Source organism: Rubrivivax sp. JA1055, from assembly GCF_020966565.1.
Classification (GTDB): Bacteria; Pseudomonadota; Gammaproteobacteria; order Burkholderiales; family Burkholderiaceae_C; genus Rubrivivax; species Rubrivivax benzoatilyticus.
Genome location: NZ_JAJKFP010000006.1, coordinates 412,631 through 428,752 on the forward strand (window position 1 = coordinate 412,631; position 16,122 = coordinate 428,752).

At 72.0% G+C, this 16,122-nt stretch carries 11 protein-coding genes and 1 pseudogene; 5 read left to right on the top strand and 7 right to left on the bottom strand.

Annotation, left to right across the window (positions count from 1 at the left end):
• Position 1 precedes the first annotated feature (1 nt).
• The gene (locus tag LOC65_RS11315) at positions 2 to 1,183 is read left to right on the top strand and encodes an acetyl-CoA C-acetyltransferase (protein ID WP_230247540.1); all 1,182 of its coding nucleotides are present in this window, start codon (positions 2 to 4) and stop codon (positions 1,181 to 1,183) included.
• Positions 1,184 to 1,301: 118 nt separating this feature from the next.
• Positions 1,302 to 2,039, top strand: a complete 738-nt coding sequence (phbB, locus tag LOC65_RS11320; RefSeq protein WP_009856867.1) for an acetoacetyl-CoA reductase — start codon at positions 1,302 to 1,304, stop codon at positions 2,037 to 2,039.
• A gap of 73 nt (positions 2,040 to 2,112) precedes the next feature.
• Here the strand turns inward: phbB and LOC65_RS11325 are convergent, their stop codons facing one another.
• The 5 genes from LOC65_RS11325 to map form a co-directional block, all read right to left on the bottom strand.
• Complete coding sequence (locus LOC65_RS11325; RefSeq protein ID WP_230269302.1) at positions 2,113 to 2,742, bottom strand: YitT family protein; 630 nt, start codon at positions 2,740 to 2,742, stop codon at positions 2,113 to 2,115.
• The gene (locus tag LOC65_RS11330; protein ID WP_009856869.1) at positions 2,739 to 2,957 is read right to left on the bottom strand and encodes a DUF2788 domain-containing protein; all 219 of its coding nucleotides are present in this window, start codon (positions 2,955 to 2,957) and stop codon (positions 2,739 to 2,741) included. The genes LOC65_RS11325 and LOC65_RS11330 overlap by 4 nt, the downstream gene beginning before the upstream one ends.
• A gap of 184 nt (positions 2,958 to 3,141) precedes the next feature.
• Positions 3,142 to 4,236 carry a tRNA 2-selenouridine(34) synthase MnmH gene (gene mnmH, locus LOC65_RS11335; RefSeq protein ID WP_230247542.1) on the bottom strand — a complete coding sequence of 365 codons (1,095 nt, stop codon included), beginning with the start codon at positions 4,234 to 4,236 and terminating at the stop codon, positions 3,142 to 3,144.
• A gap of 37 nt (positions 4,237 to 4,273) precedes the next feature.
• The gene (locus tag LOC65_RS11340; protein ID WP_009856872.1) at positions 4,274 to 6,895 is read right to left on the bottom strand and encodes a [protein-PII] uridylyltransferase; all 2,622 of its coding nucleotides are present in this window, start codon (positions 6,893 to 6,895) and stop codon (positions 4,274 to 4,276) included.
• A gap of 3 nt (positions 6,896 to 6,898) precedes the next feature.
• The gene (gene map, locus LOC65_RS11345; protein WP_009856873.1) at positions 6,899 to 7,735 is read right to left on the bottom strand and encodes a type I methionyl aminopeptidase; all 837 of its coding nucleotides are present in this window, start codon (positions 7,733 to 7,735) and stop codon (positions 6,899 to 6,901) included.
• 39 nt (positions 7,736 to 7,774) lie between these two features.
• Between map and purL the strand changes: the two genes are divergently transcribed.
• On the top strand, positions 7,775 to 11,761 hold the full coding sequence (gene purL / locus LOC65_RS11350; RefSeq protein WP_230247543.1) for a phosphoribosylformylglycinamidine synthase: 3,987 nt from the start codon (positions 7,775 to 7,777) through the stop codon (positions 11,759 to 11,761).
• 175 nt (positions 11,762 to 11,936) lie between these two features.
• Positions 11,937 to 13,544, top strand: a pseudogene (locus LOC65_RS19475) (ABC-F family ATP-binding cassette domain-containing protein).
• A 62-nt stretch (positions 13,545 to 13,606) separates the two neighbouring features.
• On the opposite strand, the gene LOC65_RS11365 reads toward LOC65_RS19475, so the two are convergent.
• Positions 13,607 to 14,572 carry a Tim44 domain-containing protein gene (locus LOC65_RS11365; RefSeq protein ID WP_230247545.1) on the bottom strand — a complete coding sequence of 322 codons (966 nt, stop codon included), beginning with the start codon at positions 14,570 to 14,572 and terminating at the stop codon, positions 13,607 to 13,609.
• A gap of 165 nt (positions 14,573 to 14,737) precedes the next feature.
• On the opposite strand from LOC65_RS11365, the gene LOC65_RS11370 reads away from it, so the two are divergent.
• Positions 14,738 to 15,220: a DUF456 domain-containing protein gene (locus LOC65_RS11370; RefSeq protein WP_009856877.1), complete on the top strand. Its 483-nt coding sequence runs from the start codon at positions 14,738 to 14,740 to the stop codon at positions 15,218 to 15,220.
• A gap of 83 nt (positions 15,221 to 15,303) precedes the next feature.
• Here the strand turns inward: LOC65_RS11370 and LOC65_RS11375 are convergent, their stop codons facing one another.
• Positions 15,304 to 16,107 (bottom strand): YdcF family protein, encoded by an 804-nt coding sequence (locus tag LOC65_RS11375; RefSeq protein WP_230247546.1) that lies wholly within the window; start codon positions 16,105 to 16,107, stop codon positions 15,304 to 15,306.
• Positions 16,108 to 16,122: the final 15 nt, after the last annotated feature.

The window sequence follows — 16,122 nt, forward strand, 5'->3', positions numbered from 1 at the left end:
CATGAGCACCGACATCGTCATCGTCGCCGCCGCCCGCACCGCCGTCGGCAAGTTCGGCGGTTCGCTGGCCCGCACGCCGGCATCCGAGCTGGGCGCGGCCGTGATCCGCGCGCTGCTGGTGCGCAGCGGGGTGGAAGGCGGCCAGATCGGCGAGGTCATCCTCGGCCAGGTGCTGCAGGCCGGCTGCGGCCAGAACCCGGCGCGCCAGGCGGTCATCAAGGCCGGCCTGCCGAACGCCGTGCCGGCCTACACGATCAACAAGGTCTGCGGCTCGGGGCTGAAGGCGGTGATGCTGGGCGTGCAGGCGCTGCGCGACGGCGACACCGAGGTCGTCATCGCCGGCGGCCAGGAGAACATGAGCGCCTCGCCGCACGTGCTGCCGGGCTCGCGCGACGGCCAGCGCATGGGCGACTGGAAGATGGTCGACACGATGATCGTCGACGGCCTGTGGGACGTGTACAACCAATACCACATGGGCATCACGGCGGAGAACGTCGCGCGCCACTACGGCATCACGCGCGAGGCCCAGGACGCGTTGGCGCTGGCCTCGCAGCGCAAGGCCGCCGCGGCGCAGGACGCCGGGCGCTTCAAGGACGAGATCGTGCCGATCGTGCTGCCGCAGAAGAAGGGCGACCCGATCGTCTTCGACGCCGACGAGTACATCAACCGCAAGACCAGCGCCGAGGCGCTGGCCGGCCTGCGTCCGGCCTTCGACAAGGCCGGCTCGGTGACCGCCGGCAACGCCTCGGGCCTCAACGACGGCGCCGCGGCGGTGATGCTGATGACCGCCGCCCGCGCCGAGCGCCTGGGGCTGCAGCCGCTGGCGCGCATCGCCAGCTACGCCAGCGCCGGCCTGGACCCGGCGACGATGGGCATGGGTCCGGTGCCGGCCTCGCGCAAGGCGCTGGAGCGCGCCGGCTGGAAGGCCGCCGACCTCGACCTGCTCGAGATCAACGAGGCCTTCGCGGCCCAGGCCTGCGCGGTGCACCAGCAGATGGGCTGGGACACCGAGAAGGTCAACGTCAACGGCGGCGCGATCGCCATCGGCCACCCGATCGGCGCCTCGGGCTGCCGCATCCTCGTCACGCTGCTGCACGAGATGCGCCGGCGCGGCGCCCGCCGCGGCATCGCCTCGCTGTGCATCGGCGGCGGCATGGGCGTGGCGCTGACGGTGGAGCGCTGAGGCGGCACATCGTGCCCCCCACGCAGGGGAGGCGCTAGTGTCGTTGCCGATGGCGCGGGCCTGCCCGCGCCGCCAGGATTCGACGGAACAGTTCGGAACGGTTCAAAGGAGACAGTTCATGGCACAGAAGGTTGCGTACGTCACGGGTGGGATGGGGGGCATCGGCACGGCGATCTGCCAGCGGCTGGCCCGCGAAGGCTTCAAGGTCATCGCCGGCTGCGGCCCGAATCGCGACTTCCGCCGCTGGCTCGACGAGCAGACCGCGCTGGGTTACGAGTTCCACGCCTCGGTGGGCAACGTCGCCGACTGGGAGTCGACGGTCGAGGCCTTCGGCAAGGCCAAGGCCGAACACGGGCCGATCGACGTGCTGGTCAACAACGCCGGCATCACGCGCGACCGCATGTTCCTGAAGATGTCGCCCGAAGACTGGCACGCCGTCATCGACACCAACCTGAACAGCATGTTCAACGTCACCAAGCAGGTGGTGCCCGACATGGTCGAGCGCGGCTGGGGCCGGATCATCCAGATCAGCTCGGTCAACGGCGAGAAGGGCCAGGCCGGCCAGACCAACTACTCGGCGGCCAAGGCCGGCATGCACGGCTTCACGATGGCCCTGGCGCAGGAGCTGGCGGCCAAGGGCGTGACGGTCAACACCGTCAGCCCGGGCTACATCGGCACCGAGATGGTCCGCGCGATCAAGCCCGAGATCCTGGAGAAGATCGTCGCGACGATCCCCGTCAAGCGCCTGGGCACGCCCGAGGAGATCGGCTCGGTCGTCGCCTGGCTGGCGGGGCCGGATTCGGGCTTCACGACCGGAGCGGACTTCTCCTGCAACGGCGGCTTGCACATGGGTTGAGCGTCGCTCGACCTGCGGGAGGCGTGGACTCCCGGGGCCCCCTCCGGGAGGGGGCTCCATTCAGATTCTCGCGTCAGACCGCGGCGTAGCGGCCGGGGCGGTGGTTGACGGCCAGCGAGAAGTTCAGCGCGACGGCACCGATCACCGACAGCACGAGCTGCCACGCCCCCACCCAGGGGATCGCGGTCAGCAGGATGCTCACGTCCAGCACCATCTGGATCTTGCCAGCGCGCCAGCCGCGTTTTTCCTGCAGCCACAGCACCAGCACGTTGATGCCGCCCAGGCTGGCCTTGTGGCGGAACAGGATCAGCAGCCCGGTGCCCATCAGCAGGCCGCCGCCGATCGCCGCGAACAGCGGCTCGACCGACTGCAGCACCACCCAGTGCGGCAGCACCTCCGCCAGCACCGACAGCAGCGCCACCGCGCAGAAGGTCTTGATCGTGAAGCGCGCGCCCATGCGCTTCCAGGCCAGCCAGTAGAACGGCAGGTTCAGCGCGAAGAAGGCTACGCCGAACGGCACGTGCGTCGCGTAGTGCAGCACGAAGGCCATGCCGGCCGTGCCGCCGGTCAGCATGCCGGCATGGCGGAACATCACCAGCGCCAGCGCGACGAACAGCGCACCGGTGACGACACCCTGCACGTCCTCGAACAAGGTGTGGCGCTGGATCGGCAGGGCGTTCATCGTGGTCGTGGTCGCGGTCATTCGCCGACACCGTGGAGGAAATACTTGATCAGGCCCTTGGCGGCAAAGCCGACCAGGCCGAAGCCCAGGGCCAGGAAGAGCACGAAGGCGCCGAACTTGCCGGCTTTCGATTCGCGCGCGAGCTGGAAGATGATGAACACCATGTACAGCATGAACGCGCCGACCCCGAAGGTCAGCCCGAACTGCGCGATCTGGTCCTCGGTGTAACCGAACATCAGGCAGGCTCCGACATCCCGGTGGTGTCCACCAGGTGAAGATGGGCGTGCCGGCTGGCCTGCGCGAGCCAGGGCACGGTGATGACGGGACCGGGCGGCAACGGGGCCGCGGCGATCGCCGCCGTGACGACGGACCGCGGCGCGCAGGGCGTCGGCGACCGTCGGAGGAGGGCCGGCGTCACGCTCACGGCAAGACGCCTTCCGGCCCGGGCGGCATCCAGACCGTCCGTTGCGCCAGCGCCTGCGCCGCACGCGCGAGCGTCGGAGCCTCGCCGTCGTCCAGCGGCACGGCCTCGGCCTGGCCGAAGCGGCTGAAGTTGCGTGCCGTCGAGCGCGCGTAGATCGGGTCGTAGTGCTCGGCGAGCAGCTCGCGTACCAGCGTCGGGAAGTCTCCGGCGCGTGCCAGCGCCTGCCAGCGTTCGACGGTGGCCGTGCCACGCAGCTCGCGCAGACGGCTCAGCAGCGCACACAGCGCCTCGGCGTCGGCGACGAGGTGGGCGTAGTCCTCGATCAGCAGGCGCACGCGGGCCTCCAGCGGCATCTCGACCGCCAGGCAGGGTGCGCCGCGCAGGCGCTCGAGCAGGCTCTCGGGCACCCGCAGCCGGCCGATCGTGCGGCTTTCGGCCTCGACGAAGACCGGGCGCGCCGGGTCGAAGGCGCGCAGCTGCTGCCAGATCCGGGTCTCGAAGGCCTTCTGCGAGGGCTGCGCCTGGTCGGGCAGCGGGCCCAGCACCGAGCCGCGGTGCGCGGCCAGCGCCTCCAGGTCCAGCACCTGGGCGCCGGCCGCGGCCAGCGCGCCGAGCAGCCGGCTCTTGCCCGAACCGGTCGGGCCGGCGACGACCTGCAGCGTGAACCGAGCGGGCAGGGTCTCGAGGTCGGCGACGACGGCCCGGCGGAACTCGCGGTAGCCGCCTTCGATCACGTTGACCGAGAAGCCGATCTGGTCGAGCACCAGCGCCAGCGCGCCCGAGCGGTGGCCGCCGCGCCAGCAGTAGACCAGCGGCCGCCACTCGCGGTCCTTGTCGAGCAGTTCGCGCTCGACGTGGCCGGCGACGTTGCGGGCGACCAGGATCGCGCCGCGCCTGCGTGCCGCGAACGGCGACACCTGCTTGTATTCGGTGCCGATGCTGGCGCGTTCGGCGTCGTTCAGCGACGGCCAGTTGACGGCGCCGGGCAGACGGTCCTCGGCGTACTCGGACTCGCTGCGCGCGTCGACGACGGCGCTGAACTCGCCCAGCCGGGCGATGGCCTCGGCGGCGCTGATGCGGCGCAGGCTCATGGCGGGCCGGCGCGGCCGGCGGCGGCGTGGCGGGACGTCATGCCGGGGCCGCGACCGCGTCGAGCAGCTCGCTCTCGATGCGCAGCTGCGTGCGCGGCTGCTGCAGCGCCGGGCCGTCGACGAGGAAGGTGTCTTCCACGCGTTCGCCCAGCGTCGTGATCTTGGCGAGCTGCAGGTTGATGTGGTGCCGTGCCAGCACGCGGGCGATGGCGTACAGCAGGCCCGAGCGGTCGCTGGCGGAGACCGTCAGCAGCCAGCGCTGGGCGCGTTCGTCGGGCGCCAGCGTCACGCGCGGCACGACCGGGAACGAGCGCACGCGGCGCGAGACGCGGCCCTGGCTCGGCTGCGGCAGCGGGCCGTCGGAGGCCAGCGCCGCCGCGGCCTGGTTCTCGACCAGCGCGATCAGGTCGCGGTAGGCCGCCGGGCTGGTGTCGGCCAGCCGCGTGCTGACGACCTGGAAGGTGTCGAGCGCGAAGCCGGCGCGCGTGGTGTGGATCTTCGCGTCCAGGATGCTGAAGCCGGCGCCGTCGAAGTAGCCGCAGATGCGCGCGAACAGGTCGGGCCGGTCGGGCGAGTAGACCAGCACCTGCAGCCCGTCGCCGACCGACGAGGGCCGCGCGCGCACCACCGGCTCGCGCGTCTCGATGTGGCGCCACAGCGAGCGCGCGTGCCAGGCGATGTCCGCCGCCTCGTGGCGCGCGAAGTAGCTGACCTCCAGTGTGCGCCACAGCGGCTCCTCGGTGCCGGGCAGCGCGGTGTGCAGCGCCAGGATCTGCCGCGCCTCGTGCATGCGGGCCTCGATCTCGGCGTCGATGTTGGGGTGCGAGCCGCCGAGCGCACGCAGCGTCAGGCGGAACAGGTCCTCCAGCAGCTTGCCCTTCCAGGCGTTCCAGACGCGCGGGCCGGTGCCGCGGATGTCGGCCACCGTCAGCAGGTACAGGCCGATCAGCTGGCGCTCGTTGCCGACCAGCCGCGCGAACGACGCGATGACCTCGCTGTCCGACAGGTCCTCCTTCTGCGCGATGCGGCTCATCGTCAGGTGGTGGCGCACGAGGAACTCGACGAGCTGCGTGTCGGGGCGCGACAGGCCGTGGTCGCGGCAGAAGCGCCGCACCTCGAGCGCACCGAGTTCGGAGTGGTCGCCGCCGCGGCCCTTGGCGACGTCGTGGAACAGCGCCGCGATGTAGAGCAGCTCGGGGTGGTCCCAGTGCGCTGCCAGCCGGCTGCAGAACGGGTACTCGTGCGCGTGCTCCGGGATGAAGAAGCGGCGCACGTTGCGCAGCACCATCAGGATGTGCTGGTCCACGGTGTAGACGTGGAACAGGTCGTGCTGCATGCGCCCGACGATGCGCCGGAACACCCAGAGGTAGCGCCCCAGCACCGAGGTCGAGTTCAGCAGCCGGAAGGCGTGCGTCAGCCCCGTCGGCTGGCGCAGGATCTGCATGAACAGCGCGCGGTTCTTCGGGTCGCGGCGGAAGCGGCCGTCCATCACGCCGCGCGAGTTGTACAGCGCACGCAGCGTGCGCGAGGACAGACCCTGGATGCCCGGCTCCTGCGCGAAGACGAGAAAGGTCTCGAGGATCGCGTCGGGGTGCTGCTGGTACAGGTCGTCGCTGGCGACCTCGAGCATGCCGGCGCGGTCGAGGAAACGCTCGCTGATCGGGCGGCCCGGCGCGGCCTCCGAGCCGTTGATGCGCTCCTCGATGTTCAGCATCAGGATCTGGTTGAGCTGCGCCACGGCCTTGGCCGCCCAGTAGTAGCGGTGCATCAGCACCTCGGAGCTGCGCTGGCCCTTGGTCGGGTGGTAGCCGAAGCTCTCGGCCACGGCGGTCTGCAGGTCGAAGACCAGGCGGTCCTCGCGGCGCCCGGCGACGACGTGCAGCCGGGCGCGGATCAGCTTCAGCGTGCCTTCGTGGCGCGCCAGCTGCGAGGCCTCGAACGGCGTCACCAGGCCCTTGGCGGCGAGTTCGCCCCAGGTGCGGCCCAGGCCGGCGGCACGGGCGACCCAGATCACGACCTGCAGGTCGCGCAGCCCGCCGGGGCTCTCCTTGCAGTTGGGCTCCAGCGAGTACGGCGTGACCTCGTACTTCACGTGGCGCTGCTGCATCTCCAGCGTCTTGGCGCGCAGGAAGGCCGGGGCGTCGACGGCCTGCATTGTCGCGTCGCGCAGGCCGTTGAAGAGCTTGCGCGCGCCGCAGATCAGGCGCGCCTCGAGCAGCGCGGTCTGCACCGTGACGTCGCGCTGCGCCTCCTCCAGGCACTCGTCGAGCGTGCGCACCGACGAGCCGATCTCCAGGCCGATGTCCCAGCAGGCGGTGATGAAGCCTTCGACCGAGGCCCGCAGCGCGTCGCCGCCGGCGGCATCGGCCGGCAGCAGCACCAGCACGTCGACGTCGGAGTAGGGGAAGAGCTCGCCGCGGCCGTAACCGCCGACGGCGACCAGTGCCGCGCCGGGCGGCATACCGGCGTGGGCCCAGAGGTCGGCCAGCGTCGCGTCGACGTGGCGCGCCAGCGCCTTCAGCAGCTGGCGCGCGGCGGTGGTCGTCGGGCGCGCCGTGCGGAAGTGGCCGACGAGCGCGGCCTTGCCGTCACGAAAGCGCGCACGCAGCGCGGCGACGCTGCCCGGCGCCCGGGGAGGCGCATCGATCTGCGCGGACATCTCTCAGCTGGCGGCCAGGGCCGGCGTGACGAAGTCCGGCGGCGGCGGACTGCCGGCCGACAGCGTCAGCACCTCGTAGCCGCTGTCGGTGACGAGCACGGTGTGCTCCCACTGGGCCGACAGCGACCGGTCGCGCGTGACGATCGTCCAGCCGTCGTAGGGGCGGTTGCCCTTGCGGTCTTCCTTGATGTCGCGCCGGCCGGCGTTGATCATCGGCTCGATCGTGAAGATCATGCCCGGCTGCAGCTCCTCCAGCGTGCCCGGGCGGCCGTAGTGCAGCACCTGCGGTTCCTCGTGGAAGCGGCGGCCGACGCCGTGGCCGCAGTACTCGCGCACGATGGAGAAGCCGGCGTTCTCGGCGTAGGTCTGGATCGCGTGGCCGATGTCGCCCAGGCGCGCACCGGGGCGCACCTTGACGATGCCCTTCCACATCGCCTCGTAGGTGATCTGCACCAGGCGCCGGGCGGCGATCGAGCCTTCGCCGATGACGAACATGCGGCTGTTGTCGCCGTGGAAACCGTCCTTGATGATCGTGACGTCGATGTTGAGGATGTCGCCGTTCTTCAGCGGCCGCTCGTCGGGGATGCCGTGGCAGACGACGTCGTTCAGCGAGGTGCACAGCGAGGCCGGGTAGGGCGGATAGCCCGGCGGCTGGTAGTTCAGCGTCGCCGGCACGCCGCCCTGCACGTTGACCATGTAGTCATGCGCCAGACGGTCGATCTCCTTGGTCGTAACGCCGGCGCGCACGTGCGGCGTCAGCATGTCCAGCACCTCCGACGCCAGCCGGCAGGCCCGGCGCATCGCCTCGATCTCTTCGGCGTTCTTGATCACGATCGTCATCGCCGGATTATCCCATCGGCCCCCGTAAAATCCCGGACCATGGCTTCTTCCGCCCCGCAACTTCTGCACTACGAGGGCGGCAACGCGCTCTCCCCGTTCCGGTCCCGCTCGCTGCTCACGCGGCTGCAGTCGGCCTGTCCGCGCATCAGCGCCGTTGCCGCTCGCCACGTCCACTGGGCCGCGTTCGACGCCGAGCCCGACGCGGCGACGCGTGAACGGCTCGCGGCGCTGCTGGCCGTCGGCGACCCCTACGACGGCCCCTCTGAGGGCGAGCTCGTCGTCGTGATGCCGCGCCTGGGCACCGTGAGCCCGTGGGCGAGCAAGGCGACCGACATCGCGCACAACTGCGGCCTCGCCGTGCACCGCGTCGAGCGTGTCACCGAGTACCGGCTGACGGTCAAGGGCGGCTTCTTCGGCGGCGCCAAGCCGCTGGCCGACGAGGAGCGTGCCGCGGTCGCGGCAGTGCTGCACGACCGCATGACCGAGAGCGTGGCTTTCGAACGCGGCTCGGCAGCGCAGCTGTTCGCCGCCCAGGCCGCCGAGCCGCTGGCCCACGTCGACGTGCTCGGCCACGGCCGCGAGGCGCTGGTGCAGGCCAACGTCGAGTTCGGCCTGGCGCTGTCGGCCGACGAGATCGACTACCTCGTCGAGGCCTTCGGCAAGCTCGGCCGCAACCCGAGCGACGTCGAGCTGATGATGTTCGCGCAGGCCAACAGCGAGCACTGCCGGCACAAGATCTTCAACGCCGAGTTCACGATCGACGGCCAGAAGCAGCCGCTGTCGATGTTCGGCATGATCCGCAACACCGAGAAGGTGTCGCCGCAGCACAGCATCGTCGCCTACAGCGACAACGCCGCGGTGATGGAAGGCGGCCCGGTCGAGCGCTGGCTGCCGCAGGGCTGGACCGGCGCCCCGGTCTACGGCGCGCGTGCCGAGACCTCGCACGTGCTGATGAAGGTCGAGACGCACAACCACCCGACGGCGATCTCGCCGTTCCCGGGGGCGGCCACCGGCGCCGGCGGCGAGATCCGCGACGAAGGCGCGACCGGCCGTGGCGCCAAGCCCAAGGCCGGCCTGACCGGCTTCTCGGTCGGCAACCTGCGCCTGCCGGGCACGAACGAGCCCTGGGAGCGCGAGGACATCGGCCGCCCCGGCCACATCGCCAGCGCCTTGCAGATCATGACCGAGGGCCCGCTGGGCGGCGCCGCGTTCAACAACGAGTTCGGCCGGCCCAACCTGGGCGGCTACTTCCGCGTCTACGAGCAGACCGTGGCCGGCGTGCAGCGCGGCTACCACAAGCCGATCATGATCGCCGGCGGCATCGGCGCGATCTCGGACGACCAGACGCACAAGCTGCCCTTCGGCGCCGGCACGCTGCTGGTGCAGCTCGGCGGCCCGGGCATGCGCATCGGCATGGGCGGCGGCGCCGCCAGCTCGATGGCCGCCGGCACCAACGCCGCGGCGCTCGACTTCGACTCGGTGCAGCGCGGCAACCCCGAGATCCAGCGCCGCGCGCAGGAGGTCATCAACCACTGCTGGGCGCTGGGTGAAGCCAACCCGATCCTCGCGATCCACGACGTCGGCGCCGGCGGCATCAGCAACGCCTTCCCCGAGCTGGTCGACGGCGCCGGGCAGGGCGCACGTTTCGATCTGCGCAAGGTGCCGCTGGAAGAGACCGGCCTGGCGCCCAAGGAGATCTGGTGCAACGAGAGCCAGGAGCGCTACGTCCTGGCGATCGCCCCCGACAAGATCGAGGCCTTCGAGGCGATGTGTGCGCGCGAGCGCTGTCCGTTCGCCGTCGTCGGCGTCGCCACCGCCGAACGTGAACTCGTGGTCGAGGACGGCTCCGAGGCCGTCATCGACATGCCGATGGACGTGCTGCTGGGCAAGCCGCCCAAGATGCACCGCGACGTGACACGCGTCGAACGCACCGAAGCGCCGCTGGACCTGACCGGCGTGAAGCTGGAGCAGGTGGCATTGGACGTGCTGCGCCACCCGACGGTCGCCAGCAAACGTTTCCTGATCACGATCGGCGACCGCACCGTCGGCGGCCTGAGCCACCGCGACCAGATGGTCGGCCCGTGGCAGCTGCCGGTGGCCGACTGCGCGGTGACGCTGGCCGACTACGCCGGTTTCCGCGGCGAGGCGATGGCTATGGGCGAGCGCACGCCGCTGGCCGCGCTGGACGCGCCGGCCTCGGGCCGCATGGCCGTGGCCGAGGCCGTGCTGAACCTGCTGGCCGCGCCGATCGAGCTGTCGCGCGTGAAGCTCAGCGCCAACTGGATGGCCGCCTGCGGCGAGCCCGGCGAGGACGCGGCGCTGTACGACACCGTCAAGGCCGTCGGCCTGGAGCTGTGCCCGGCGCTGGGCGTCGGCATCCCGGTCGGCAAGGATTCGCTGTCGATGAAGACGCGCTGGGCCGATCCGGCCAGCGGCCAGACGCGCCAGGTCACCGCGCCGGTGTCGCTGATCGCCAGCGCCTTCTGCACGCTGGACGACGTGCGCGGCACGCTGACGCCGCAGCTGCAGCGCGGCGACACGGCGCTGCTGCTCGTCGACCTGGGCGGCGGCAAGAACCGCCTGGGCGGCTCGATGCTGGCCCAGGTGCTGGGTGGCTTCGGCGACGCCGTGCCCGATCTCGACGACCCGGCGCGCCTGAAGGCGCTGGTCGCCGCCGTCAACGAGCTGCGCGCCGCCGGCACGCTGCTGGCGTATCACGACCGCAGCGACGGCGGCCTCTGGGCCGCGGTCTGCGAGATGGCCTTCGCCGGCCACGTCGGCGTCAGCCTGAACGTCGACATCCTGGTCACCGAAGGCGACGGCATCGCCGACAGCCGCGCCGACGTCGGCGACTCGAAGAACTGGGCCACCCAGGTCGCCGAGCGCCGCAACGAGCTGACGCTCAAGGCCTTGTTCAACGAGGAGCTCGGCGTCGTGCTGCAGGTGCCGCGTGAGCAGCGCGACGCCGCGATCGCGGTGCTGCGCGCCCACGGCCTGTCCCGGGACACGCACGTCATCGGCAAGACCAACGAACGCGGCGCGGTCGAGGTCTGGCGCGACACCCAGCTGCAGTTCTCGGCCCCGCTGGCCGATCTGCTGAAGCAGTGGGACGAGGTCAGCTGGCGCATCGCGCGCGAGCGCGACAACCCCGAGAGCGCCGACAGCGAACACGCCCGCGTGGCGGCGGCCGACGATCCGGGGCTGCGCGTGCAGCTCACGTTCGACCCGGCCGAGGACATCTGCGCGCCGTTCGTCCACGCCGCGCGGCCGAAGATCGCGATCCTGCGCGAGCAGGGCGTCAACTCGCACGTCGAGATGAGCTACGCGATGCACCAGGCGGGCTTCGACACCTACGACGTGCACATGAGCGACCTGCAGGCCGGCCGCGCGGACCTCGCGCAGTTCCAGGCCTTCGTCGCCTGCGGCGGCTTCAGCTACGGCGACACGCTCGGTGCCGGCGAGGGCTGGGCGCGCTCGATCCTCTTCAACCCGGCGCTGAACGACGCTTTCGCCGCGTTCTTCGCCCGGCCGGACACGATCGCGCTGGGCGTCTGCAACGGCTGCCAGATGCTGGCCGCGCTGTCGCCGATGATCCCGGGCGCCGAGCACTGGCCGAAGTTCACGCGCAACAAGAGCGAGCAGTTCGAGGCCCGGCTGGCGCTGGTCGAGGTGCTGCAAAGCCCCAGCGTCTTCTTCGACGGCATGGCCGGCAGCCGCATCCCGATCGCCGTCGCGCACGGCGAAGGTTTCGCCGACTTCTCGCAGCGTGGCGACGCCGCCCGGGTGCTGCGTGCGATGCGTTTCGTCGACCACCACGGCCGCGCCACCGAGGCCTATCCGGCGAATCCGAACGGCAGCCCCGACGGCCTGACCTCGGTGACCACCGCCGACGGCCGCTTCACCGCGCTGATGCCGCACCCGGAGCGTGTCTTCCGCAACGTCCAGATGAGCTGGACCTCGGGCGACAAGAGCGCGTTCAGCCCCTGGATGCGCATGTTCCGCAACGCCCGTCGTTCGCTGGGCTGAAGTCATGCGGGAGGCTCTGCCGCCGTGCCGGGTCTCCCGCGCAGAATGCGTGCCGCCGGCTTGGCCGGCCTGAACCAGGAGTCCGCACCCATGCGCCATTGATGCCGCCGTCTGCATGACGGCTTTCGCCCCTCCGGCAGCGCCGGAGGACCGAATGCATCGATCGGAGCCCGGGATGACGGACCCTCTGCTGACGCTGGACGGCGTCGGCTTTCTGCTCGCCGACGGCCGGCCGCTGTTCGCCGACCTGAACGAAACCTTCGACCGCCGCCGCACCGGCCTCGTCGGCCGCAACGGCGTCGGCAAGAGCGTGCTCGGCCGCGTGCTGGCCGGCGAGCTGCCACCTTCCAGCGGCCGTGTGCGCCGCCAGGGGCGCGTCTTCCGCCTCGCGCAGCAGGCCGAGCCGGCGCCCGGCGCGACGCTGGCGCATCTGGCCGGCGTGCACGAGGCGCTGGCCGCGCTGCAGCGGCTGGAAGCCGGTGACGGCGACGAAGCCGACCTCGTGCTGCTGGCCGAGCGCTGGGACCTGCGCCAGCGCCTGCAGGCCGAGCTGGCGCGCGCCGGGTTGCCACCGCTGCCGCCCGAGACGCCGGCCGCCCAGCTCAGCGGCGGCCAGGCGATGCGCGCCGCGCTCGCCGGTGCCTGGCTGGCCGACGCCGACTTCCTGATCCTCGACGAGCCCAGCAACCACCTCGACCGCGACGGCCGCGAGGCGCTGCAGGCGCAGCTGCGGCGCTGGCGCGGCGGTCTGCTCGTCATCAGCCACGACCGCGAACTGCTGGAGACGATGGAAAGCATCGTCGAGCTGTCGCCGCTGGGTCTGCGGCGCCACGGCGGCCGCTGGAGCTTCTACGTCGAACGCCGCGACGCGATGCGCGCCCAGGCCGAAGCCGACCTGGAGCGCCGCAAGCTCGAACGCCGCCAGACCGCTGCGCGGCTGCAGCGCGAGTTCGAGCGCCAGCAGCGCCGCTAGTCGCACGCGCGCCAGGCGCGTGGCGACGGCAGCCAGCCGAAGTTCGTGCTCGACTTTCGCCAGGAACGCAGCGAAGCCAGCGCCGGCCGATTGCGCCAGCGTCACGACGCGGTGCGTGCCGAACTGGCCGGTGCGGTGCACGAGGCGGCGGGCCGGGTCGCGGCCGAGGTGGCGATCGTCGTGCCGCCGTTGCCGCCGGCGGTGCTGCCGCACGAGGTGCTGGCCTTCGACGGCGAACTGCCCTTCGTCGCCGCGCCGCTAGCGCGTGTGCAGCTCAGGCTGCACGGCGCGGCCCGGCTGGCGGTCTGCGGCGCCAACGGCTGCGGCAAGTCGACGCTGCTGCAGGTGCTGGCCGGGCGGCTGGCGCCGCGGGCGGGTCAGGTCGAATGCCGGGTGCGGCACGCCTGGCTGGACCAGCGGCTCGCCGGGTTCGACGGCCCGGGCAACGCGCTGGAGCTGTTGCGCCCGGCCTGCCGCCAACGGCCCGAAGCCGAGCTGCGCACACGCCTGGCGCAGCTGGGCCTGGGCGCCACGGCGCTGGACACGCCGTGCGGGGCGCTGAGCGGCGGCGAACGCCTGAAGCTCGCGTTGGCCCGGGCGCTGCTGGCCGACGAGCCGGCACGGCTGCTGCTACTCGACGAACCCGGCAACCACCTGGACCTCGCCGCGCTCGAGGCGCTGGAAGCGATGCTGCGCAGCTGGCGCGGCGCGCTCGTCGTCGTCTCGCACGACGAGGCCTTTCTCGCGGCGCTGGCGCTCGATGAACGTCTGGAGGCCACGCCGGACGGCTGGCAACGCCGCCCGTTCTGAGCGCCGGACAAAAAGAAAACCGGCCCCGCGGGGCCGGTTTCATCGTCGAGGCGACAAAGGCCTCAGGTCTTGGCCGCCATCTGCTCGATGCCGGCGATGGCCCAGCCACGGCTGTCGTCGCCGACCGGCTTGACCAGGTGCCAGACCTCGTCGAAGGACACCGGCTCGGCACCGGCTTCCTCGCGCACGCGGCCGACGTAGCGCACGCTGACGATCTGGCGGCCGTCTTCCTCGGTCACGTCGACGACCTTGGCCTCGACCTCGACCACGTCGGTGGTCTGGGTGCTGCTGCCCCGGTCCTGCAGGTCCATCTTCAGCTCGGCGAACATCTCCGGCGTCGTGAAGCGGCGCAGGTCGTCGAGGTCGGCGCTGTCGTTGGCCGCCTGCAGGCGCACGAAGATCGTCTTCGCGACACGCTCGAAGCTCTCGCTGTCGAAGGCTGCCGGCACGAAGGCCGGGGCCAGCGTGCGTTCGGCCGCGACCGGCGCGTCCGCGGCGACCGGCGCCGCGGACGGCACCGGCGTCACCGGGGTGGGCGACACCGGCGCCGGTGGCGGCGTCCAGTCGGCCGGGCCGGTGCGCAGCGCCCCGACACCGGCGGCGGCCGGCGCGGCAGCCGGACGGGGCCCGAAGCGGCGCAGCAGGAAACGGATGACGAAGAACGCGACGACGGCCAGCAGCGCGATCGTCAGGAAGTTGGCGAACTCCGCCCCCAGACCCAGATGGCTCATCAGCGCCGCAAGGCCCAGGCCGGCCGCGATGCCGGCGATCGGGCCGAGCCAGGAACGCTTGCCGGCCGCCGCGGCGGCGCCAGCGGCCGCGCCGGCCTGCGTCGGGGCGGCCTGGTTCGGGGCTGCCTGGGTGGGCTGGGCAGGCTTGGCCGGCGTCGGTGCCGGTGCGGTGCGGTCGGGCATGCTGCGCTGCATGCCGGAGGACTTGCCGCCACCCATGCGTTTGGCTTCGCTCAGATCGGGCGCGAGCGTGAGCGCGAGCGAAGCGGCGAGCGCGACGAGCCAGCCGGATTTCATCGGAGTGTTTCCTCTTGTGAGAATGATCGAGGTGCCGAGTGTGCGCGAGGACCCGCCCGGCACCAAACGCCGCCCGCCAATCCCCCATCGGCCGTCGGACAGGGCTTGAATGCCGGCGCCTGCGCCCCAAGTGCGATCAGACTTTTCACGTCGAGAAAGAACGCGATGTCGATCACCCTGCTCTGGATGCTGACCGTGCTGCTGATGCTGGTCGGCCTGGCGGGCACCGTGCTGCCGGTGCTGCCGGGCACGGCGCTCGTGTTCGCCGGGGCCTGGCTGGGGGCCTGGATCGACGGCTACGAGCGGGTCGGCGTCTACACCGTCGTCGTGCTCGGCGTGATGGCTGCGCTGGCCTGGGCGCTGGACTACGTCGCCGCGCTGATGGGTGCCAAACGTGTCGGTGCCAGCCCGCAGGCGCTGGTCGGCGCGGCGATCGGCACCGTCGCCGGGCTGCTGGCGGGCTTCGTCGGCGTGCTCTTCATGCCGTTCATCGGCGCGGCGGCCGGGGAGTACCTGGCGCGCCGCGACGAGCAGCGCGCGATGCAGGTCGGGCTGGCCACCGGCCTGGGGCTGCTGCTGGGCATGGTCGCCAAGGTCGCGATCGCCTTCGCGATGGTCGGCGTGTTCATCGTCGCGTGGCTGGTCTGACGGCGCCCACCCGAGGCCGCGAAGCCAGGCTCGCCGGCGACCGGGCAGACCGCTGAGCCGTTGACGCGCGACGCTGCGCCGGCTCAGGCGCCGGCCAGCCGGCCGAGCCACTCGTGCATCGCGATCCAGCTCAGGCGATAGGCCTCGGGGTCGGGCAGCAGGTCGCCGCCTTCCAGCGGGCGCTCCGGCCGCGTGCCGGTGGGCGCCGCGACGAGTTGCATCGGCACGCCCTGGTGCGCCGCGGCACGTTCGAAGGCGGCCAGCGCGCGCCGCATGTGAAAGCCGTTCGTGACCAGCACGATGCGCGTGATGCCGGCCTCGTGCAGCAGCGCGACGCTGTGGACCGCGTTCTCGTGGGTGTCGCGCGAGCGCGTCTCGGCCCAGCGCAGCACCATGCCGTGGTCCTCGGCCAGCGTGGCCGCCGCCACCTCGGCTTCCGAGGGCCCGCTGCGCGCGTGGTGGCCGCGACCGCCGCTGAAGGCCAGCGGCAGCCCGGTACGGCGGGCGAGCCAGACGCCGTAGCGCAGCCGCTGCGCCGACAGCGGCTTGAGCACCGCGGCGCCGTACTCCGGGGCCTCGGGGTAGATGCCGGCGCCGAGCACGACGATCGCCGTGCCGGGGGCGTCGCGCAGCGCCCGGACCTCGTCGGCGCCGAGTGCCGCCGGCGGCTGCGTCAGCCGGGCCACCAGCCAGTGGCTGCCCGCCGGCGTGCACACCGCCCAGAGGGCCAGGACGCCGGCGGCCAGCGGCAGCCAGCCCAACGCCCGGCGCCGCAGCATCCAGGCGCCGAGCAGGATCAGCAGCAGCATCGGCACCGGCGGCAGCAGCAGCATCGCGAGTGCCGGCTTCCACGACTCGATGCCCAGCCGCACCAACAGGTCGTTCATGCGGGACGGATCGGG